Source organism: Pseudonocardia abyssalis (assembly GCF_019263705.2).
Taxonomy (GTDB): Bacteria; Actinomycetota; Actinomycetes; order Mycobacteriales; family Pseudonocardiaceae; genus Pseudonocardia; species Pseudonocardia abyssalis.
Genome location: NZ_JADQDK010000001.1, coordinates 5,270,344 through 5,290,698, shown reverse-complemented (window position 1 = coordinate 5,290,698; position 20,355 = coordinate 5,270,344). Strand labels below are relative to the sequence as shown.

Annotated in this window: 20 protein-coding genes; 6 read left to right on the top strand and 14 right to left on the bottom strand. The window is 72.9% G+C overall.

The annotated features are described in order from the left end of the window. Positions 1 to 44: 44 nt before the first annotated feature. Both I4I81_RS25965 and I4I81_RS25960 read left to right on the top strand, forming a co-directional pair. A complete protein-coding gene (locus I4I81_RS25965) occupies positions 45 to 353 on the top strand; it encodes an antibiotic biosynthesis monooxygenase family protein (protein WP_218603465.1) in 309 nt (102 codons plus the stop codon). A gap of 77 nt (positions 354 to 430) precedes the next feature. Next, the gene (locus I4I81_RS25960) at positions 431 to 1,192 is read left to right on the top strand and encodes an SIR2 family NAD-dependent protein deacylase (RefSeq protein WP_226363576.1); all 762 of its coding nucleotides are present in this window, start codon (positions 431 to 433) and stop codon (positions 1,190 to 1,192) included. On the opposite strand, the gene I4I81_RS25955 is transcribed toward I4I81_RS25960, so the two are convergent. Next, positions 1,158 to 2,639 (bottom strand): ankyrin repeat domain-containing protein, encoded by a 1,482-nt coding sequence (locus I4I81_RS25955; RefSeq protein WP_218603466.1) that lies wholly within the window; start codon positions 2,637 to 2,639, stop codon positions 1,158 to 1,160. The genes I4I81_RS25960 and I4I81_RS25955 overlap by 35 nt on opposite strands. Positions 2,640 to 2,790: 151 nt before the next feature. Between I4I81_RS25955 and I4I81_RS25950 the strand changes: the two genes are divergently transcribed. Next, entirely contained in the window at positions 2,791 to 3,630 is an 840-nt protein-coding gene (locus I4I81_RS25950; protein WP_218603467.1) for an endonuclease/exonuclease/phosphatase family protein, read from the top strand. An 11-nt stretch (positions 3,631 to 3,641) separates the two neighbouring features. On the opposite strand, the gene I4I81_RS25945 is transcribed toward I4I81_RS25950, so the two are convergent. The 3 genes from I4I81_RS25945 to adh form a co-directional block, all read right to left on the bottom strand. Continuing rightward, the gene (locus I4I81_RS25945) at positions 3,642 to 4,235 is read right to left on the bottom strand and encodes a cysteine hydrolase family protein (protein ID WP_218603468.1); all 594 of its coding nucleotides are present in this window, start codon (positions 4,233 to 4,235) and stop codon (positions 3,642 to 3,644) included. A 68-nt stretch (positions 4,236 to 4,303) separates the two neighbouring features. Beyond that, entirely contained in the window at positions 4,304 to 4,681 is a 378-nt protein-coding gene (locus I4I81_RS25940; protein ID WP_218603469.1) for a DUF779 domain-containing protein, read from the bottom strand. After that, positions 4,681 to 6,204, bottom strand: coding sequence for an aldehyde dehydrogenase (adh, locus tag I4I81_RS25935; RefSeq protein WP_218603470.1), 1,524 nt, complete (start codon positions 6,202 to 6,204; stop codon positions 4,681 to 4,683). Before adh ends, I4I81_RS25940 begins: the two co-directional genes overlap by 1 nt. A 165-nt stretch (positions 6,205 to 6,369) precedes the next feature. On the opposite strand from adh, the gene I4I81_RS25930 reads away from it, so the two are divergent. Next, a complete protein-coding gene (locus I4I81_RS25930) occupies positions 6,370 to 7,830 on the top strand; it encodes a GAF domain-containing protein (protein WP_226363575.1) in 1,461 nt (486 codons plus the stop codon). A 120-nt stretch (positions 7,831 to 7,950) separates the two neighbouring features. On the opposite strand, the gene I4I81_RS25925 is transcribed toward I4I81_RS25930, so the two are convergent. Beyond that, on the bottom strand, positions 7,951 to 8,820 hold the full coding sequence (locus tag I4I81_RS25925) for an alpha/beta fold hydrolase (RefSeq protein WP_218603135.1): 870 nt from the start codon (positions 8,818 to 8,820) through the stop codon (positions 7,951 to 7,953). A 65-nt stretch (positions 8,821 to 8,885) separates the two neighbouring features. Between I4I81_RS25925 and I4I81_RS25920 the strand changes: the two genes are divergently transcribed. Further along, a complete protein-coding gene (locus I4I81_RS25920) occupies positions 8,886 to 9,584 on the top strand; it encodes a helix-turn-helix transcriptional regulator (protein ID WP_218603136.1) in 699 nt (232 codons plus the stop codon). Here the strand turns inward: I4I81_RS25920 and I4I81_RS25915 are convergent. Both I4I81_RS25915 and I4I81_RS25910 read right to left on the bottom strand, forming a co-directional pair. Next, positions 9,581 to 10,249: an alpha/beta fold hydrolase gene (locus I4I81_RS25915; protein ID WP_218603137.1), complete on the bottom strand. Its 669-nt coding sequence runs from the start codon at positions 10,247 to 10,249 to the stop codon at positions 9,581 to 9,583. The genes I4I81_RS25920 and I4I81_RS25915 overlap by 4 nt on opposite strands. Further along, positions 10,246 to 10,722, bottom strand: coding sequence for a pyridoxamine 5'-phosphate oxidase family protein (locus I4I81_RS25910; protein ID WP_218603138.1), 477 nt, complete (start codon positions 10,720 to 10,722; stop codon positions 10,246 to 10,248). Before I4I81_RS25910 ends, I4I81_RS25915 begins: the two co-directional genes overlap by 4 nt. A gap of 50 nt (positions 10,723 to 10,772) precedes the next feature. Between I4I81_RS25910 and I4I81_RS31285 the strand changes: the two genes are divergently transcribed. Continuing rightward, positions 10,773 to 11,417, top strand: coding sequence for a winged helix-turn-helix transcriptional regulator (locus I4I81_RS31285; RefSeq protein ID WP_218603139.1), 645 nt, complete (start codon positions 10,773 to 10,775; stop codon positions 11,415 to 11,417). Here the strand turns inward: I4I81_RS31285 and I4I81_RS25900 are convergent. The 7 genes from I4I81_RS25900 to I4I81_RS25870 all read right to left on the bottom strand — a co-directional run bounded on the left by I4I81_RS25900 (position 11,403) and on the right by I4I81_RS25870 (position 20,194). Then, positions 11,403 to 12,398, bottom strand: coding sequence for a YihY/virulence factor BrkB family protein (locus I4I81_RS25900; protein WP_218603140.1), 996 nt, complete (start codon positions 12,396 to 12,398; stop codon positions 11,403 to 11,405). The genes I4I81_RS31285 and I4I81_RS25900 overlap by 15 nt on opposite strands. Before the next feature lie 70 nt (positions 12,399 to 12,468). Continuing rightward, the gene (locus I4I81_RS25895) at positions 12,469 to 15,012 is read right to left on the bottom strand and encodes an ATP-dependent Clp protease ATP-binding subunit (protein WP_218603141.1); all 2,544 of its coding nucleotides are present in this window, start codon (positions 15,010 to 15,012) and stop codon (positions 12,469 to 12,471) included. A gap of 131 nt (positions 15,013 to 15,143) precedes the next feature. Beyond that, positions 15,144 to 15,482, bottom strand: coding sequence for a histone-like nucleoid-structuring protein Lsr2 (locus I4I81_RS25890; RefSeq protein WP_218603142.1), 339 nt, complete (start codon positions 15,480 to 15,482; stop codon positions 15,144 to 15,146). 78 nt (positions 15,483 to 15,560) lie between these two features. Next, positions 15,561 to 17,015, bottom strand: coding sequence for a lysine--tRNA ligase (gene lysS / locus I4I81_RS25885; RefSeq protein ID WP_218603149.1), 1,455 nt, complete (start codon positions 17,013 to 17,015; stop codon positions 15,561 to 15,563). A gap of 492 nt (positions 17,016 to 17,507) precedes the next feature. Then, positions 17,508 to 18,332 (bottom strand): type III pantothenate kinase, encoded by an 825-nt coding sequence (locus tag I4I81_RS25880; RefSeq protein ID WP_218603143.1) that lies wholly within the window; start codon positions 18,330 to 18,332, stop codon positions 17,508 to 17,510. Positions 18,333 to 18,336: 4 nt separating this feature from the next. Continuing rightward, positions 18,337 to 19,224, bottom strand: a complete 888-nt coding sequence (gene panC, locus I4I81_RS25875; RefSeq protein WP_218603144.1) for a pantoate--beta-alanine ligase — start codon at positions 19,222 to 19,224, stop codon at positions 18,337 to 18,339. A 73-nt stretch (positions 19,225 to 19,297) separates the two neighbouring features. Beyond that, positions 19,298 to 20,194, bottom strand: coding sequence for a Rossmann-like and DUF2520 domain-containing protein (locus I4I81_RS25870; RefSeq protein WP_218603145.1), 897 nt, complete (start codon positions 20,192 to 20,194; stop codon positions 19,298 to 19,300). Positions 20,195 to 20,355: the final 161 nt, after the last annotated feature.

The following is a 20,355-nucleotide window of genomic DNA, read 5'->3' as shown; positions in this document are numbered from 1 at the left end:
CCGTTCCGTAAGCCGATCCCACCCGCCCGGCTAACCTGGGTGACATGTCCGTTGTGAAGATCAACGCCATCGAGGTCCCCGACGGCGCAGGCCCCGAGCTGGAGCAGCGGTTCGCCAACCGCCTGCACGCCGTCGACGGGGAGCCCGGGTTCGAGTCGTTCGAGCTGCTGCGCCCGGTCGCCGGCGAGACCCGCTACTTCGTGGTGACGCACTGGGCCGACGAGGAGTCGTTCCAGGCGTGGATGAAGGGTTCCGCGATGGCCGCGCACTCCGGCGAGCGCGCGCGGCCGGTCGGGACGGGATCGGCGGTGCTCGAGTTCGAGGTCGTGCAGCGCTCGGTCGCCTCCTCCTGAACCCCGGCCCGAGCCCCGTCCTGGACGCCGACCTCGACCGCGCCACCGACCTGCTCAGCGGGGCGGGGGCGCTGCTGGTGTGCGCGGGTGCCGGCATCGGCGTCGACTCCGGGTTGCCCGACTTCCGCGGCCCGGAGGGGTTCTGGCGCGCCTACCCGCCGTACCGGGCACTCGGGCTGCGCTTCGCCGAGATCGCCGACCCCGTGCACTTCCTCGACGACCCCGAGCTCGCCTGGGGCTTCTACGGCCACCGGCTCGGGATCTACCGCGCCACGGTCCCGCACGTCGGGTTCGAGGTGCTGCGCGCGTGGTCGCGGCAGCGGCCCACGCGCGTGTTCACCTCCAACGTCGACGGCCAGTTCCAGCGGGCCGGGCTGACCGACGTCGCCGAGTGCGACGGCTCCATCCACCACCTGCAGTGCACCCTGGACTGCGGGCAGCCGGTGTGGCCGGCCGACCGGGTCGCCGTCACGGTCGACGAGACGACGATGCGCGCGGTGTCGCCGCTGCCCCGGTGCCCGTCCTGCGCGGGCCTCGCGCGGCCCAACATCCTCATGTTCGGCGACGTCGAGTGGGACCCGGCACGCTCGGGCCTGCAGATGGCCGCGCACCGCGCCTGGCTCCGCGAGCACCGCAGCGACCTCGCCGTCGTGGAGATCGGGGCGGGCAACGAGATCCCGACGGTGCGCCGCGAGGCCGAGCTCGCCTCGGCCTCGACCGGTGCGCTCGTCCGGATCAACCCCCGCGAGCCCGATGTGCGGCACGGCCGCGGGGTCGGGCTCGCCGCCCCCGCCGCCGCGACGCTCACCGCTCTGGACGAGCGCCTCCGAGGTCGCTGAGCAGCTCGGGGTGCCCCGCGTGCCCCGCCCAGTCGGCCGCGGTGGCGTCGAACCGCCCGTCGCGGACGCCCGGGTCGGCGCCCAGGTCCAGCAGCAGCCGCGCCAGCTCCGCATCCCCCTGTCTCGCGGCGTGATGCAGCGCCGTCTCCCACCCCTGCTCCGACGGGACGTCGGTGCGGGCGCGGGCGGACACGTCCCAACCCAGCTCCACGGCGAGCCGGACGGCCTCGGGCCCGGCCGCGACGGCGGCCCACACGACGAGCCCGGGACGCACCGCGCGGGCCAGGGCGAGCGCGTCGGGATCGTCGGCGGCCGACCGGTCCCCGGCGAGGACGGCGGCGATCACCCGTTCCTCCGGTAGCAGTTCGACCGCGGCGCCCAGCCGCTCCAGCAGCTCCGCGACGGCGAACCGGCCGCTGGTCGTCGCCACGACGTACGGCGGGCGCTGCGCCACGCCGTAGCGGCCGGGCAGCGGGGCCGCCACGTCCACGCCGTGCCCGGCGAGCAGGGCGACCCGGGCGACGAGGCCGTGCGTCACCGCCCAGTCCAGCTGTTGGCGCAGCATCTCGGTCGGGCTGTCCAGCGCCGCGCCGAGCCTGCGCCGCCACGGCCCGCCGGCACCGCGGCCGAGACCGAACTCCAGGAGCAGTTCCAGGTGGTCGTCAGCGGGGGTGAACATGCGGTTGTAGAGGGTCTGGGCGTCGTTGGGGTCGGCCCCCGCCTCCAGCAGCACCCGCGCCAGTTCGGGCCCGTGCGGGTGCGCCGGCTGACCGCCCTCACCGCCCCCGAACGCGCCGGTGAGCACCGTGAACGGCGACGGCAGGCCGTGCCAGAGATATCCGGTGTCCGGATCGGCGCCGTGCTCGAGCAGCAGCCGGGCCGTGGCGACGACGGCGTCGCGGCCCGGCGCCGGGTCGTGCCGGGCGAAGGCCAGGTAGGCGATCGGGGACCAGCGGTGCGGGCCGCCCTCGCGCACGGCGAGCCCGGGGTCGGCGGCGAGCAGGCGCGCCACCTCGCCGACGTCGGCGCGGGCGGCGGCCACCCACACATCATCACGGGCGATGCCTGGGTGCTCGGCGAGCACGACGGCCGCGGACGCCTGCAGCGGGCCGTCCGCGGCGCCGAACGTCAGGCACGCCCGGCGCAGGAACTCCGTGGCCGGGTCGTCCGACGGCGGCGCGGTGTCCGGCACCCGGCGGTGTTCGGTGACGATCCCGACGTGCCGCACGAGCGCGGGCCAGCTCGGGAATCGGTACAACCGGGCGAGGACGAGCTGGGCTGCGTGCAGCGGCCAGCGCGCTGGATCGGCGGGGGCGCCGTCGGGATGGAGCTCGGCGACCAGGTCCAGCGAGCCCATCCAGCCCGAACGCACGTTCGTCTGCAGGTCGCGAGCCTGCTTGCGGAGCTGGCCGAGGTCGGGGTCATCAGGCAGGGGGACGGTCGGCATCGCGACCTCCTTCACACGGCCCGCGGTCCGCGACGCCGGCTCGGTGAGGAGGTGCGGGATCCGGGCCGTACCGAAGTGCTCCCGAGGGGCTCTGCCCTGCCCGCGGACCGGTGGCGTACGGGAACGCCGGATCCGAGGATACTGAGCGGTCGTGAAGACGTCGATCGTCGACCGCTTCCCCGCGGTCCTCCTGCTGGCCTGGCGACCGCACCTGACCGTCCTGGCGCTGGCGGTGACCGTCGCGATCACCGCCGCTTCGCGGGTGTGGGGCGGCGCCGCGGGGGCGGTCGTGCTCGCCGGGGCGGTACCCGCGGTGCTGCGCCGGCGACCGGCGCCGAGCCGGGCCTCGTCGGCCGACGACGTCGTCGTGCTCGTCCTCAACGTCTGGCACGGACGCGCCGACCCCGCCGCACTCGCCGCACTCGTCGGGCGCGCGAAGCCCGACCTCGTCGTGCTGCCCGAGGCCGGGCACGACTACCTCGGGCGGATCCTGGAGCTGGTCCCGGGCTACCACGGGGTCGCGTCGCTCCCGGCCGGACGCCGCGACGGGTGGGGCGTCACGGTGCTGGCGGGACCGCGCGCCGCGGACGTCACGATGGAGCGGGGGCACCAGATGCGGCTGCCGCACCTGCGGGTCACCGGCGGGCTGCTCGGCGACCGCGTGCTGTACGCGGTGCACACCACCGCCCCGGCGCGCCTCGGCGTGGTGCACGACTGGCGCCGCGACCTGCGCACCGCGGCCGCGTGGACGGCGGAGGGGGCGATCGTCGCGGGGGACCTCAACGCGACGGTCGACCACCGGTTGCTGCGCGCCGCCGGGCGCAGCGCGGGACCGACCGGGGCTGGCACGTGGCCGGCCCGGCTGCCACGCTGGGCGGGAATCCGGATCGACCACGTGCTGCTCCCGGACGGGGTCGGGTCCACCGGCGCATCGGTGCACGACGTGCCGGGGAGCGACCACCGGGCGGTGCTCGCGCGGGTGCGCCTGTAGTCGGGACTCCGCTAGTCCGGGATGCCCGCCGAGGTCGGGACGACGAGACCGAACAGGTCGGAGATCGCCGCGAGGCTGCTGGCCTGCAGCGCCGACGCCGCCACCGGGTTCCCGTCGACCCCGGGCAGGGCGCGGGTGGCCGTCGCGGCCGCCACGACCGACGGGCTGTGGCCGAGGCTGAACGCGCCGCGCGCCGTCGAGTTGATGCACATGTGCGTCATGAACCCGGCGAGCACCAGGTTGCTGCCGGGGGCGAGCCGGTCGTCGAGGTCGGTGGCCGTGAACGAGTTGGGGAAGTTCTTGACGATCACCGGCTCGCCGTCGCGGGGCGCGACGCGGTCGACGATCGCGCCGATCTCCGCACGCACGTCGTAGGGCGATCCCTCGCCCGAGTCGTGCTGGATGTGGAAGATCGGGATTCCCGCGGAGCGGGCGCGGTCGAGCAGTGCGGCGGCCTCGTCGATGGCGGGCTGCACGTTCTCCAGCTCCATCACGCCGCGGGTGTAGGTGTTCTGCAGGTCGACCATGATCAGCGTCGACTCGGCCAGGCTCGCCGGTTCCTGGGGCAGGCCGACCAGGTTGCGCAGGGTCGTGGGCTCGGACATCGTCGGGCGATCCTCTCGTCTGCGGAAACGGCGGGGCCGGACCAGTGCGGTCCGGCCCCACCGCGGTGTCACCCGCCGTTCAGTGCCGCCGACTCCTCGTCGGAGAACAGCCGCGAACGGATCATGAATCGGACGCCCTCCGGCGCCTCGACCGAGAACCCGCTGCCTCGACCCCTCACGACGTCGACGGTCAGGTGGGTGTGCTTCCAGTACTCGAACTGCGACTCCGACATGTGGAACCCGATGGGGGCCGGGAGCCCCTCGACGACCAGGTCGCCGAGGTGCACGTCGGATCCGCCGAGCGTGAAGTCCCCGTCCGGATAGCACATGGGCGAGCTGCCGTCGCAGCAGCCGCCGGACTGGTGGAACATCAGCGGGCCGTGGAACTCCGTCAGCTTCTTCAGGAGCTCCGCAGCTGCCGGCGTCATCGTGACCCGCTCGCCCATCAGAAGAAGCCCTGGGCGTTCTGCGAGTAGGAGACCAGGAGATTCTTGGTGTTCTGGTAGTGGTCGAGCATCATCTTGTGGTTCTCGCGACCCACGCCCGACTGCTTGTAGCCACCGAACGCCGCGTGCGCGGGGTAGGCGTGGTAGTTGTTCACCCACACCCGGCCGGCCTGGATGTCGCGGCCCGCGCGGTACGCGGTGTTGCCGTCGCGCGACCACACCGCGGCACCGAGACCGTAGAGCGTGTCGTTGGCGATCTTCAGCGCGTCGTCGTAGTCGGAGAAGCGCGTGACCGAGACGACCGGCCCGAAGATCTCCTCCTGGAAGATGCGCATCGCGTTGTTGCCCTCGAAGACGGTCGGCTGCACGTAGTAGCCGCCCGACAGGTCGCCACCGAGGTCGGCGCGCTCGCCACCGGTGAGCACCTTCGCGCCCTCCTGACGACCGATGTCGATGTAGGACAGGATCTTCTCGAGCTGGTCGTTCGACGCCTGCGCACCGATCATGGTGTCGGTGTCGAGCGGGTTGCCCTGCTTGATCTGCTCGGTGCGCTTGACCGCCTGCTCGAGGAAGTCGGTGTAGATGCCGCCCTGGATGAGCGCGCGCGACGGGCAGGTGCAGACCTCGCCCTGGTTGAGGGCGAACATCGCGAAGCCCTCGAGCGCCTTGTCGTAGAACGAGTCCTGCTGGCTCGCCACGTCGTCGAAGAAGATGTTGGGGCTCTTGCCGCCGAGCTCGAGGGTGACCGGGATCAGGTTCTCCGACGCGTACTGCATGATCAGGCGCCCGGTGGTGGTCTCACCGGTGAAGGCGATCTTGCGGATGCGCTTGTTCGACGCCAGGGGCTTGCCGGCCTCGACACCGAAGCCGTTGACGATGTTCAGCACGCCGGCGGGCAGCAGGTCGCCGATGAGCTCGATGAGCACGAGGATCGACGCCGGGGTCTGCTCGGCGGGCTTGAGCACGACGCAGTTGCCCGCGGCGAGCGCGGGGGCCAGCTTCCAGATCGCCATGAGGATCGGGAAGTTCCACGGGATGATCTGCCCGACGACGCCGAGCGGCTCGTGGAAGTGGTAGGCGACCGTGTCGTCGTCGATCTGCGACAGGCTGCCCTCCTGGCCGCGGATCGCGCCGGCGAAGTAGCGCAGGTGGTCGATCGCGAGGGGGATGTCGGCGGCGAGCGTCTCGCGGCACGCCTTGCCGTTGTCCCACGCCTCGGCGATGGCGATCAGCTCGAGGTTGGCCTCGATGCGGTCCGCCATCTTGTTGAGGATGATCGAGCGCTCGGTGACCGACGTCTTGCCCCAGGCGGGGGCAGCTGCCCACGCGGCGTCGAGCGCGAGCTCGATGTCCTCGGACGTACCGCGGGCGACCTCGGTGAACGCCTGGCCGGTGATCGGCGTGGGGTTCTCGAAGTACTGGCCCTTGACCGGCGCGACGAACTCGCCGCCGATGAAGTTCTCGTAGCGGGACTTGAAGGCGACAACACTGCCGGGCGTGCCGGGAGCCGAGTAAATGGGCACTTGTGGTCCTTCCACATCGTTGGAGAACTGGTGACAGCGGACACTAGGAAGGGAGGGGTTGCAGAGAGGTTGCACGCAGATGCGGATCACACCACCTGACCAAACCGCCAGTGCGATTTCGACGCAGGTTTGCCTTCGCTGACCGGCGGGAGGACCATCGGCACCGTGTCGGTCGACGACCAGGTGCAGCACGCTCGGGCCCTCGCGCGGGTCCGAGAGGCGACGCTGGCGGGCGACCGGTCCGGCCCCGCCCCGCGCGACGTCGTCTCGGCGTCGTGGCAGCGGTCGTTGGCGGCGCGGGTCGACCCCGACGAGCACGGCGGGCCGCCGCACGTCTACTCCCCCGCCGAGGTCGGCGGCATCCGCGGCGGCCACCCGCTCGCCGCGGTGATCCCGGTCCTGCGCGACACGCTGGTGTCCATCGCCGACGAGGCGATGCACATGATGATCGTGACCGACGCGCAGGGCCACATCCTGTGGCGCGAGGGCCAGCGCGACGTGCTGCGCCGCGCCGAGGGCGTCGGACTGGTGGAAGGCACGCGCTGGACCGAGGACAGCATCGGCACCAACGCGATGGGCACCGCGCTCGCCGCCGACCGGGCGGTGCAGATCCACTCGGCGGAGCACCTGGTCCGGACGTACCACAGCTGGACCTGCGCGGCCTGCCCCATCCACGACCCAGACTCCGGCGAGGTGATCGGCGCCGTCGACGTCACCGGGCCCGCGCGCACGTTCCACCCGACGACGCTCGCCCTGGTCGTCGCGGCGGCGCGACTGGCGGAGGGCCACCTCGGCGCCCAGCTCGCCATGCGCAACGAGCGGCTGCTCGCCCGCAACCTCACCCACCTCATCGGGCTGCGCGACGAGCCCGGCGCCCTGCTCACCCCCAGCGGACGGGTGCTGGCCGCGCAGCCACTCGGCTGGCTGCCCGCGCGCGTCGACCTGCCGTCGGTGGGCGACCGCGTGGCACTGGGCGAGGCGGGCGAGGGCCTCCTCGAGCAGCTCGCCGAGGGCTGGCTGATGCGGCTGCACCGCACCGGGTCGGCACCGCGACCGGTGCTGTCGCTGCCCTTCCTCGGGGCCACCCGCGCGCTGGCCTGCCTCGACGGCGGCCACGTCCGGCTCACGCTGCGCCACGCCGAGGTGCTCACGCTGCTCGCCCTGCACCCCGACGGCCTCACCGCCGACGAGCTCGCCACCGCCCTGCACGGCGACGCGGGCAAGGCCGTCACGGTGCGGGCGGAGATGCACCGGCTCCGCGTCGCGCTCGGGGCCGGGGTGCTGCGTACCCAGCCCTACCGGCTGCGGGCCCGGGTCGACGCCGACTTCGTCGAGGTCCGCTCGGCGCTGGCCGAGGGCAACATCCGCGAGGCCGCCCGGGCCTATCGCGGCCCGCTGCTCCCCCGCTCCGAGGCACCCGGGGTGCGGGAGGAACGGGAGCTGCTCGCCGTCGCACTGCGCCGGGCCGTGCTCGACAGCCTCGACGTCGACGCCATGTGGGCGCTGTCCGGGACCGTGGACGGGGCCGACGATCCCGAGCTCTCCCAGCGCCTGCTCCGCGCCCTCCCCCCGCGCGACCCCCGCCGCCCGGTCCTCACCGCCCGCCTCACCATCTCCGCCCCCTAGCCCGGGGCGCGGAAACAGCGACTCGCGGGCGCGAACCCGGCGACTCGCGGGCGCGAAAGCAGCGACTCGCGGAATCCGGCCCCGCGAGTCGCTCCTTCTCCGCCCGCGAGTCGCTGCGGATCAGCCCGTCAGGTGGGTCAGGGCGTGCTCCCAGAACGGGACGACGAGCAGGTGACCGACGCCGGGCAGCACCTCGAGCCGGGCCGTGGGCAGGGCCTTCCCCCACCACTGCCCGTGCTCGGGGCCGACCGCGACGTCGGCGGCTCCGTAGGCGAGCAGCACGTCCGCCCGTACGTCCGCGGGGTCGAAGCCCCAGGGTGCGAGGGTGTAGCCACCCACGTCCGCAGCCATCCCCGCGCCGCCCTGCCGCAGCGCGGCGCGGAGCATCGCCCGCAGCCGGTCGGCCGTCCCGGGCGCGTCGAGCAGGTCCGCGTCCACCTCCGGGTCGGCGACGAGCGCGAACCGCGCGTCGCCCGTCGTGTGCTCCACCATCGGTCCGAAGGCCCCGTCGAGCGCGGCCCGTGCGTCGGGTACCGACAGACCGCGCAGCGGGTCGATCATGCCTGCGAACTCCCCGTACCAGGGCACCTCCTCGTCGGGGGCGGGCGTGCCGATCACGGCGACCCGTCCGGCCAGCTCGGGGCGCCTCGCCGCCACCGCGAGCGCGACGCGTCCGCCGGCCGACCAGCCCGCCAGTGCGGCCGTGTCGCCGGGTGGGAGTACGTGGTCGAGAACCGCTGCGGCGTCGTCCGCGGCCAGATCGACGGTCGTGAGGCCCGGCACCGGGTCGGACCCGCCGTAGCCGGGGCGGTCCGGGGCGACGAGCCGGACGCCCGCGGCGGCCGTCGCGGCCGGGTCGGGGTCGAACGCGCCCGAGCCCGGGGCCGCGTGCGAGAGCAGGACGACCGGTGCACCGGCCGGGGCGTCGGGCGTGAGTTCGTGGACGGCGACGCGACGGCCGTCGGGACGGTCCAGGTGCCAGATGGTCATGTGACCAGGATGGCGGGGGGTCGGTGACACCGTGGTGTCACCGATTCTGCGGCATCCTCACGGATGTGAACCGCACCGAGCGCCTCTACGCGATCGCCGAGGAGCTGCGTGCCGCCGGCCCCGCCGGGCGCACCGGGCCCTGGCTCGCGCAGCGCCTGGAGGTCTCGACGCGCACGATCAAGCGCGACGTCGACGCGCTGCTGCAGGCGGGCGTCCCGCTGTGGGCGCAGTCCGGTCCCGGCGGCGGGTACGTCCTCGACACCGCCGCCACGCTGCCCCCGCTGAACCTGACCGGCGCGGAGGCCGCGGCGATCGCCGTGGCGCTGGCCGCCCTGCCGACGCTCCCGTTCGCCGCCGACGCCCGCAGCGCGCTGAGCAAGGTCCTCGCCGCGATGCCGGACGCGGAGCTGGCCCGGGCCGAGTCGATCGCGGCGAGGCTGTGGCTGCGCATCCCCGAGCAGGCGCCGCGCCCGGCCGTCGCCCGCGTCCTCGACGAGGCCGTCCGACGGCGGGTGGTCACCGTGCTGCGCTTCGCCGACCGCGACGGGGCCGTCACCGAGCGGGCCGTCGAACCGGCCGCGCTCGCCGCGACCGGCGGGTTCTGGCACCTGCTGGCGTGGTGCCGACTGCGGGAGGGTCCGCGCTGGTTCCGCACCGACCGCATCCTCGCCGCGCACCTGACGTCGGAGATCGGCCCCGAGCACGACCCGGCCACCCTCTTCGGCACCCCGCCCGACGACGCGCGGCCCGTACGGCTGCGCTAACCGATCAGCAGGTCCACCAGCTCCACCGGGCGGGACAGGGCGACGAGGTGGCCACCCGCCATCTCCTCGGGGTCGGTCCCGAGGCGCTCGCGGGCGATCCGGCGCTGGAACTCGACCGGGAAGAAGCGGTCGTCACGGGTCGCGACCACCCGCGTAGGGACGTCCGGCCAGGTGCCCGGCCAGGCGTCGGCGAAGATCCCGTCCTCCTGCTCGAAGGGACGCTCGAACACCGCCTGCGCCACCTCGGGGGGCACGTCGTGGAACATCGTCTCCCGTTGGTCGGGGTCGGCTGCGAGATCGCGTCCGTCGCGCTCGGCGGCACCGCTGATCGCCGCCTCGAAACCGGTGTTCTCCCACCACTGGCCCCCCGTCTCGCCGGGTGTCGGGATCATCGCGTTGACCAGGACGAGTCCGACGGCCTGCAGCGGCCGGCAGGCGAGCGGGGCGCTGAACCCGCCGAGCGAGCTCCCCACCAGCACGACGCCGGTGCGCCCGTCCGCTCCGGCCACGACCGCGTCGACGTAGTCGGCCAGCCGGGCGTCCGGGTCCCCGGACGGCAGGTCGACCGCGATCCCCTCGTGCCCGCGACGCTCCAGCTCCCGCACGACGAGGTGCCAGTAGAAGGCCGCGCCGCCCGCGCCGGGCACCAGCACGAACGCCGTCACCGCCCACGCTCCGCGAACCCGGCGGGGAAGCGGGTGCGGAAGTCGAGCGCACCCACCCAGGTCGGGCGCAGCCCGATCCGCACCATCCGGACGCCGGGCACGTCCACCTCGGCCCGGGCGGCGGCCGCGAACTCCGCTCCGAGGTAGCGGACCTGCATCTCGGTGTACTCCGGCAGCACGCCCGCCACTTCCGTCAGCTCTACGCGGCCGCGCAGCAACAGGACGTCGGGCGGCGGGCCGAGCGTGTCGATGGTGATCGCCACGTCGGGCCGGGCCCGCAGCGCGGCGACCTTCGCCGAGCCTGCGAACGAGGCGAGGACGAGCTCGTCGCCCGACCAGAGGAACCACATCGGCAGCACCCGGGGCGTCCCGTCGGTCGCCGTGTAGGCCAGCCGGGCGGGCTCCGTCGAGGCGAGGAGGCCGCGGGCGATGTCGGTGTCGAGGAGGGCGGGGTCGCCTTGCGTCAGCATCATACTCCTAATTTAGGAGTCAAGACTCCTGATTAGCAAGCTAAAGTTGTGGCATGCGGAGCTACGACGATCCCTGCGGCGTCGCCAGGGCCCTCGACGCGGTCGGTGAGCGCTGGGCCCTGCTCGTGGTGCGCGACCTGCTGCTCGGCCCGAAGCGCTTCAGCGACCTCGCCGCCGGACTCGCGGGGATGAGCCAGAACGTCCTCGCGCAGCGGCTGCGCGACCTGGAGGCGCAGGGACTCGTCCGGCGGCGACTGCTGGGGCCGCCGTCGAGAGCCCGGGTCTACGAGCTCACCGACGCGGGGTACGAGCTCGAGGAGGTCGTACTGGCGCTGGCGCGGTGGGGCAGTCGGGCCCCGCAGGTGGCCCGGGCCACCCTCACCGCCGACGCGCTCGCGCTCGCCCTGCGCACCACCTTCGACGCCGGCGCCGCGGGCGATCTGCACGCGCGCGTGGACCTGCACCTGGGCGCCGACCGGTTCGCCGCCGAGGTCACCGCCGGCCGCATCCGCATCGGCCGCGGCGAGTCCGTCGATCCCGACGCCGTGGTCACCATCGATGCGGCCGCGATGCAGGCGATCGTGTTCGGCGGCGCGGACCTGCCGTCCGACGTCGTCTCCGGCGACCGCGAGCTGGCCGAGCGCTTCGTGCGGGCCTTCCCGCGACCGGAGCCGCGCGGGGCGTCAGCGACCGGGTGAGTCCGGGTGCTCGTCGAGCCCGTCGGGGATGCCGTCGTCGTCGCTGTCGGGCAGCAGGGGGTCGGGCCGGCCGGCGCGCACGGCCTCCAGCTGCGCGGCCAGCGCGATCCCCATGAGCAGCGCGATGCCGGTGAGGTTGGCCCAGATCAACAGCGCCATCACCGCCGTCAGCGGGCCGTAGGTCTCGTCGAACCCGGCCGCGGCCACGACGTACAGAGCGAGCAGGCCCGACGCGATCAGCCAGGCCAGCACGGTGACCGCCGCCCCGACCGCGAGCCAGCTCAGCTGCGGCTGCCTGCGCCGTGGCGCGAACCGGAACAGCAGTGTGACCGCGACGACGAGCAGCGCGAGCCCCACCGGCCACCGGACGACGTCCCAGACCGTCTCCGCGGCGTCGCCCCAGCGGTAGACCTCCTCCAGCGCCTCCCCGAACGGCTCCCCCGCGACGATCAGCAGGAGCCCTGCCGCCATCGCGACGCCCGCGGTGGCGGTGAGCAGGGCCGCGTTGCCGTACTTGCGCAGGGCCGGCCGGTCGCGCTTGGTGCCGTAGATCCGGTTGGCGCCGCGCTCGAGCTGGGCGAACGCCGACGTGGCCGCCACGAACGCCGTGAGCAGCCCCAGCACGACCACGACCTCGCCGCGCTCGCTGCCCTCGTCGGCGCCCGCGATGACGTCGGCGAGCAGGGCGTCGCTGCTCCCGGGGGAGATCGCGACGACGGTGCGCGCCACCACCTGCGCGATCGACTCCGCCCCGAGCGCGGTGGCGAGCCCGGCCCCGGCGATGACGAGCGGCACGGCGGCCAGCGCGAGCTGCAGCGCGAAGGCCCGCGCGTGGCTGAACCCGTCGCCGTAGCGGAAGCGGACGAACGCCGTGGAGAACAGCTGCCCGAGGTGGTAACGGCGCACGGTGTGCCAGGCGTCGTCGGCGGAGAGCTCCTCGCCCATCAGCTCGGTCTCGGGGACCGCACGCACCGAACTCACGAGCAGAACGTACGCGAACGGCCCGCCGGGACCGAAGTCCCGACGGGCCGTGTGCGGTGGTGCGGGGTGACTACTCGTCGCCCGACTTCGCCAGGTCGACCGGCGGGGAGTCGGGGACCATGACGGGCTTGGGCTCACCGCGGAAGGTGAACTTGGCCTTGTCGTCGGCGGCCTTCGAGTCCTCGGCGTCGGGGTCGATGCCCTCGACGTCGACGAGCACGATCTGCCCGGGCGAGATCTCCCCGAACAGGATCTTCTCCGACAGCTGGTCCTCGATCTCGCGCTGGATGGTGCGGCGCAGCGGCCGCGCCCCCAGCACCGGGTCGAAGCCGCGGCGGGCCAGCAGGCCCTTGGCGGCCGGGGTGAGCTCGATGGCCATGTCCTTGTTGGCCAGCGCACCCTCGACCCGGGTGATCATGAGGTCGACCATCGTGATGATCTGCTGCTCGGTGAGCTGGTGGAACACCACGATGTCGTCGATGCGGTTGAGGAACTCCGGGCGGAAGTGCTTCTTCAGCTCGTCGTTGACCTTCGACTTCATCCGCTCGTAGTTGGACTGCTCGTCGTTGTTCTGGGCGAAGCCCAGGCCGACGGCCTTGGAGATGTCCTGCGTACCGAGGTTGGACGTGAAGATGATGACGGTGTTCTTGAAGTCGACCGTGCGGCCCTGGCCGTCGGTCAGGCGACCGTCCTCCAGCACCTGCAGGAGCGTGTTGTAGATCTCCTGGTGCGCCTTCTCGATCTCGTCGAACAGCACCACCGAGAACGGCTTGCGACGCACCTTCTCCGTCAGCTGGCCGCCCTCCTCGTAGCCCACGTACCCGGGAGGGGCACCGAACAGGCGCGAGGCGGTGTAGCGGTCGTGGAACTCGCCCATGTCGATCTGGATGAGCGCGTCGTCCTCGCCGAACAGGAAGTTGGCGAGCGCCTTCGACAGCTCCGTCTTACCGACACCGGACGGGCCGGCGAAGATGAACGAGCCGGACGGGCGCTTGGGGTCCTTCAGGCCGGCGCGCGTGCGGCGGATCGCCTTCGCGACCGACTTGACGGCCTCCTCCTGCCCGATGATCCGCTTGTGGAGCTCGTCCTCCATCTTGAGGAGACGGGTGGTCTCCTCCTCGGTGAGCTTGAAGACGGGGATGCCGGTCCAGTTCGCGAGGACCTCGGCGATCTGCTCCTCGTCGACCTCGGCGACGACGTCGAGGTCGCCCGACTTCCACTGCTTCTCCCGCTCGCCCTTCTGGGCCAGGAGCTGCTTCTCCGAGTCGCGCAGGTTCGCCGCCCGCTCGAAGTCCTGCGCGTCGATCGCGGACTCCTTGTCGCGACGGACGTTGGCGATCTTCTCGTCGAACTCGCGCAGGTCCGGCGGCGCGGTCATCCGGCGGATGCGCATGCGCGCGCCGGCCTCGTCGATGAGGTCGATCGCCTTGTCGGGCAGGAACCGGTCGGAGATGTAGCGGTCGGCCAGCGTGGCCGCCGCGACCAGCGCCGCGTCGGTGATCGTGACGCGGTGGTGGGACTCGTACCGGTCGCGCAGACCCTTGAGGATCTCGATGGTGTGCGTGACCGTGGGCTCGCCGACCTGGATCGGCTGGAAGCGACGCTCCAGGGCCGGGTCCTTCTCGACGTACTTGCGGTACTCGTCGAGCGTGGTGGCGCCGATCGTCTGCAGCTCGCCGCGGGCCAGCATCGGCTTGAGGATGCTGGCGGCGTCGATCGCGCCCTCGGCCGCACCCGCCCCGACGAGGGTGTGGATCTCGTCGATGAACAGGATGATGTCGCCGCGCGTGCGGATCTCCTTGAGCACCTTCTTGAGGCGCTCCTCGAAGTCACCGCGGTAGCGGGAACCGGCGACCAGCGAGCCCAGGTCGAGCGTGTAGAGCTGCTTGTCCTTGAGGGTCTCGGGGACCTCGCCCTTGATGATGTTCTGGGCCAGGCCCTCGACGGCCGCGGTCTTGCCGACGCCCGCCTCACCGATCAGGACCGGGTTGTTCTTGGTCCTCCGGGAGAGGACCTGCATGATCCGCTCGATCTCCTTCTCCCGGCCGATGACCGGGTCCAGCTTGCCCTCACGGGCCTGCTGGGTGAGGTTGCGACCGAACTGGTCGAGCACCAGCGACGAGCTGGGCGTGCCCTCGCCACGGCCACCGGAGGCGCCCTCGGCGGGCTCCTTGCCCTGGTAGCCGGAGAGCAGCTGCAGGACCTGCTGGCGGACCCGGTTGAGGTCGGCTCCCAGCTTGACCAGGACCTGCGCCGCGACACCCTCGCCCTCGCGGATCAGGCCGAGCAGGATGTGCTCGGTGCCGATGTAGTTGTGGCCGAGCTGGAGCGCCTCGCGCAGCGAGAGCTCCAGGACCTTCTTGGCCCGCGGCGTGAACGGGATGTGCCCGCTCGGTGCCTGCTGGCCCTGGCCGATGATCTCTTCGACCTGCTGCCGGACGCCCTCCAGGGCGATCCCGAGGGACTCCAGGGCCTTGGCGGCCACTCCCTCTCCCTCGTGGATGAGGCCGAGGAGGATGTGCTCGGTGCCGATGTAGTTGTGGTTGAGCATCCGGGCCTCTTCTTGGGCCAGGACGACAACACGCCTTGCTCGGTCGGTGAACCTCTCGAACATTTCGTCTCCTCGCCTGCTGCGCCGTGCTACGCGCCTACGCCACTGTATCGGGCGGGCCCGGGTGCGCGCCTCCGTTGCGGGCCGCACGTACGTGGTCGTCGCAACATGTGACGGTCACGCGGCATTCCGGATCAGTTCTCCCGGTGGTACGCCTCGAGCACCTCGGAGGGGATCCGGCCCCGGTCGGAGACCTTCATCCCGCGCTTGCGGGCCCAGTCGCGGATGGCCTGGTTCTGCTCGCGGTCGATGACCGGACGGCGCGCGGCGGCGGCCGAACCGCGACGGCCTCGGGCTCCGGCGACCTTGCGCGCCGACGCCACGAATTCCGCGAACGCGTCGCGCAGCCGTCCCGCATTGCTCGACGAGAGATCGATCTCGTAGCTCTTGCCGTCGATCGCGAACTCGACGGTCTCGTCCGCGGACTTCCCGTCCAGATCGTCGACGAGCCGGATCTCCTTGACCTGCGCCACCGTGAGGCCCCTGTTCCTGTCGTCCCGTACGGCGGTTCTGCCGTTCCCGGACAACATACCTACTCGCGCGTAGGTCGCTTACTCCGATCGCACCAACGGGTACAGGATCGTCTCCCGAATACCGGCGCCGGTGAGCGTCATCAGCAACCGGTCCATCCCCATTCCCATACCGCCGGTGGGCGGCATTCCGTACTCCATCGCGCGCAGGAAGTCCTCGTCGAGCTGCATGGCCTCGACATCGCCCGCCGCGGCGAGCAACGACTGCGCGGTGAGCCGTTCGCGCTGCACGACCGGATCCACGAGTTCGGAGTACGCCGTGGCCAGCTCGGTGCCGAAGACGATGAGGTCCCATGCCTCGGCCAGGCGCGGATCGTCACGGTGCTGCCTGGTCAGGGGCCGGACCTCGACCGGGTAGTCGCGCACGAAGGTGGGTTCCTGCAGCGTGTGCTCGACCAGCTTCTCGAACAGTTCCAGCACGATCTCGCCCGCGCCCCAGGAATCCTTGATCTCGACCTCGCGGTCGGCGGCGATCTTCTGCAGTTCGGCCACCGACGTGTCCGGGTTCACATCCGTGCCCACGGCCTCGGCCACCGCGTCGTGGAGGGTGACCGAGCGCCACTCACCGCCGAGATCGTGTTCCGACCCGTCCCCATGGCGCACGACCGTGGAACCGAACACGGCGCGTGCGCTCTCGACCACGAGTCGCTGAGTGAGGTTCGCCATGTCGTCGTAGGTGGCGTAGGCCTGATAAGCCTCCAGCATCGCGAACTCGGGCGAGTGCGTGGAGTCGATCCCCTCGTTCCGGAAGTTGCGATTGATCTCGAAGACCCGCTCGATACCGCCCACCACACAGCGCTTGAGGAACAGCTCGGGAGCGATGCGCAGGTACAGATCCGTGTCGAGCGCATTCGCGTGCGTGACGAACGGGCGTGCGGTGGCCCCGCCGTGCTGCAGCTGCAGCATCGGGGTCTCCACCTCGACGAACGACGCGTCGTGCAGCACGGAGCGGACCGTGCGCACGACATCCGAGCGCATGCGCACCATCTCGCGGGCCTGCGGGCGCACGATGAGGTCGACGTAGCGCTGACGCACCCGCGTCTCCTCGGACAGCTCACGGTGCGCCACCGGCAGCGGCCGCACCGACTTGGCCGTCATCGCCCACGCGTCGGCCATCACCGACAGCTCGCCGCGGCGGGACGTCGCGACCTCGCCGTGCACGAACACGTGGTCACCCAGATCGACGCTGGCCTTCCAGCGCGTCAGCTCCTCGTCGCCGACGAGCGCGAGGCTCAGCATCGCCTGCAGCTCGGTGCCGTCGCCCTCGCGCAGCGTGGCGAAGCAGAGCTTGCCGGTGTTGCGCAGGAAGATCACCCGTCCGGTGACGCCGACGACCTCGCCGGTGGACGTGTCCGGCTCGAGGTCGGGGTGGGCGTCGCGGACCGCGCGCAGGCTCGTGGTGCGCGCGACCGCGACGGGGTACGGGTCGACTCCCGCGGCGAGCATGTCCGCCCGCTTGGCCCGGCGCACCCGCATCTGCTCGGGCAGCTCGTTCTCTCCGGCGTCAGGCGCATCGGTACTCACACGCCAAGATTAGTGACGCCCGCACACCGGTTCCCGGCCGGTGCACGGGTCCGGACCTGACGGCCGCCACCGCCGACCCGTGTCGCGGATCCCGCGCGCCCGGGTCTTCGGGTCCGTGGCTGCCGCGTACGCCGAGCGCCGCCCGCACCACGCACCCGACGCCGTCGTCTGGGCGCTCGCCCCGGTGGCCGACCGGCCGTCGCCGCAGGTGGTCGACCTCGTGGCGGGCACGGGCCGGATCACCCGCTCGCTGTCCGCTCGACGCGGGTCACGGCCGTCGAGCCGGACCCGGGGATGCTCGCCGGGCTGCACCGCCTGCCGCCGGTCGTCCGTGCCCTCGCGGGCGGCGCCGGCCGGTCGACCGCGAGGCGGCGTCCGACCGGATCCGCGGCTACCTGGCGGCGCACCCGGACACGAGCGGCGGGGAGTTCGTGCCGCCGGTCGTCACCGACGGGCGGCGGGCCGTCCGGCTGCCGTGACGGGCACCTCGGCGTTGCGCAGGTAGGTCAGGCGCAGACCGACCAGGGTGAGGTCGGGGACGTACTCGGTGATCGTGTCGGACACCCCGGTCATCAGCGGGGCGAGGCCGCCGGTGCCGAGCACCGTCACCGGGCCGGCCTTCGGGCCGAGCTCGGCGAGGATGCGGCGGACCAGGCCGTCGACCTGGCCGGCGAAGCCGTAGAGCACGCCGGACTGCAGGCACTCGACGGTGTTCTTGCCGATCACCGACCGCGGCGCGACGAACTCCACGGTGCGCAGCGCGGCCGCGCGGGCGGCGAGGGCGTCCATCGAGATCTCGATGCCCGGGGCCAGCGCACCGCCGAGGAACTCGCCCTTCGCCGAGACGACGTCGATGTTCGTCGACGTCCCGAAGTCGACGACGACGCATGCCGTGCCGAACATGCGGTGCGCGGCGAGGGTGTTCATGACGCGGTCGGCGCCGACCTCGCGCGGGTTGTCGACCAGTAGGGGGACGCCGGTGCGCACGCCCGGCCCGACGATCACCGCCGGGTCGCCGCGGCGCTCGATGAGCATCCGCAGCTCGCGCAGCAGGCTCGGCACCGTCGACAGCGCGGCCACGCCCGTGACCTGGTCGGCGTACCGGCCGAGCAGGCCGCCGAACGCGACCTCCAGCTCGTCGCCGGTCATCCGCGGGTCGGTGCGCATGCGCCAGTCCCGCAGCAGGGCCGGGCGCACGACGTCGGGGTCGATGTCGGGGTAGACACCGAGCGCGATCTGGGTGTTGCCGACGTCGACGCAGAGCAGCACGGCGCTACGCCACCCCGGGCAGCTGGATCGTGATGTTGTCGATCAGCCGGGTCGTGCCCAGACGCGCGGCGACGAGCAGCCGCGCCTTCCCCTGCTGCACGTCGGGACGCAGGTCGGGATCGCGGAGCTCGAGGTAGTCGAGCACCAGCGCGGGTTCCCGTGCGAGGACCGCACCGGCCGCCTCCAGGACGGCGTCGGGACCGTGGGCCGAGACCGACGCCCCGGCCCGGAGCGCCTCCTGCAGCGCGGCCGCGCGGGGGCGGTCGGCGTCGGAGAGGTAGGCGTTGCGGCTCGACAGCGCCACGCCGTCGTCCTCACGGACGGTGGGGACGCCGACGACGTCGAGCGGGAAGTCCAGATCGCGCGCCATCTTCCTGACGAGCACGAGCTGCTGGTAGTCCTTCTCCCCGAAGTACGCGACGTCGGGTGCGACGACGTGGAACAGCTTCGACACGACCGTCAGCACGCCGGCGAAGTGCCCGGGCCGGACCGCGCCCTCCATGACGGACCCGAGCGCGCCCGGGGCGACGGTGGTGTCGGCCCCGGCCGGGTACATGTCCTCGACGCCCGGGGTGAAGACCAGCTCGACGCCCTCCTCGCGGCAGATCTCCAGGTCGGCCTCCAACGGCCGCGGGTAGCGCTCCAGGTCCTCGCCCGCGCCGAACTGCAGCGGGTTGACGAAGATCGACACGACCGTGACCGACGCGCCCTTGGCCAGCCGCGCGTGCCGGATCAGCTCGCGGTGCCCGTCGTGCAGCGCACCCATCGTCGGGACGAGCGCGATCCGTCGCCCGGCGCCCTTCAACGTGCGTGTGACGGCGTGCAGCCCCGAGGGGTCGGCGTGCACGGTGAGCCGGCCCGCGGTGAACGTCCGCGGCTTCGTCGAGGTCACGACAGCTCCTCGCCGACGCTCGACGCACCCGCGACCGAGGGTCCTGCGTCTGATGGTGATCTCGCGAGCTCGTTCACGTCGGGTCCTCCTGCAGGGTGCGCAGCACGTCCTGCGCGGCGTGGTCGGGGAGCAGTCCGGCGGCCCGCGCGCGGTGCGCGGTCCGGGTGGCGAGCGCACGGTAGGTGCGCGCGAGATCGGGGTCGGCGGCGTCGAGCTCACGCAGGTGGACCGCGACGGTGCCGGCGTCGCCGCGCGCCACCGGCCCGGTGAGCGCGCGGTCGCCGTGGCGCAGCGCATTGTCCAGAGCGGCCGAGAGCAGCGGCGCGATGAGCCGCTCGGCGGGGTGGACGCCGGCGCGCTCGAGCAGGTCGGCGCAGTCGCGCACGAGCGTGACCAGGTGGTTCGCGCCGTGCGCGAGTGCGGCGTGGTAGAGCGGCCGGACGGCCTCGGGCACGCGGACCGGCTCCGCCCCCATCTCGACGACGAGGGCCTCGCCGACGCTCCATCCGACCTCGTCGCCCTCGGTCGCGGTGACCCCGACACAGGCGCCGGCGAGCCGGGCGACGTCCTCGGCGCGGCCGGTGAACGTCAGCACCGGGTGCAGTGCGAGCGGCAGCACCCCGTGCTCGACGGCGGGGGCGAGGACGCCGACCCCGTGCGCCCCCGAGGTGTGCACGACGATCTGGCCGGGGCGGAAGCAACCCGCGGCGGCGAATCCGCGGACCAGCCCGGGCAGCACGTCGTCGGGGACGGCGAGCAGGGCGAGGTCGACGCCCGCGACGACGTCGTCGGGCGACTTCAGCGGTACGCCGGGGAGCAGTGCCTCCGCACGGCGCACCGAGTCGCGGGACACCCCGGAGGTGGCGACGACGTGGTGGCCCGCAGCGGCCAGCGCGGCCCCGAGGACCGCGCCCACCCGCCCGGCGGAGACCACTCCGACGGCGAGGCGCGCGGGACGGCCGACCGCCATCGCCACTCCTTCAACCCGTTCCGGTCCCGCGGGCGGGTACCGGACGTCGCGCCGCCGTCGTCGGTGGCGCGAGAACAGGCTAGGGCCAACCCCGTTCCGCCGACGAGTCGCGGTGACAGGCTTCACCAGCCCGCACTGCAGCATGGCCACCTTCACGCAAC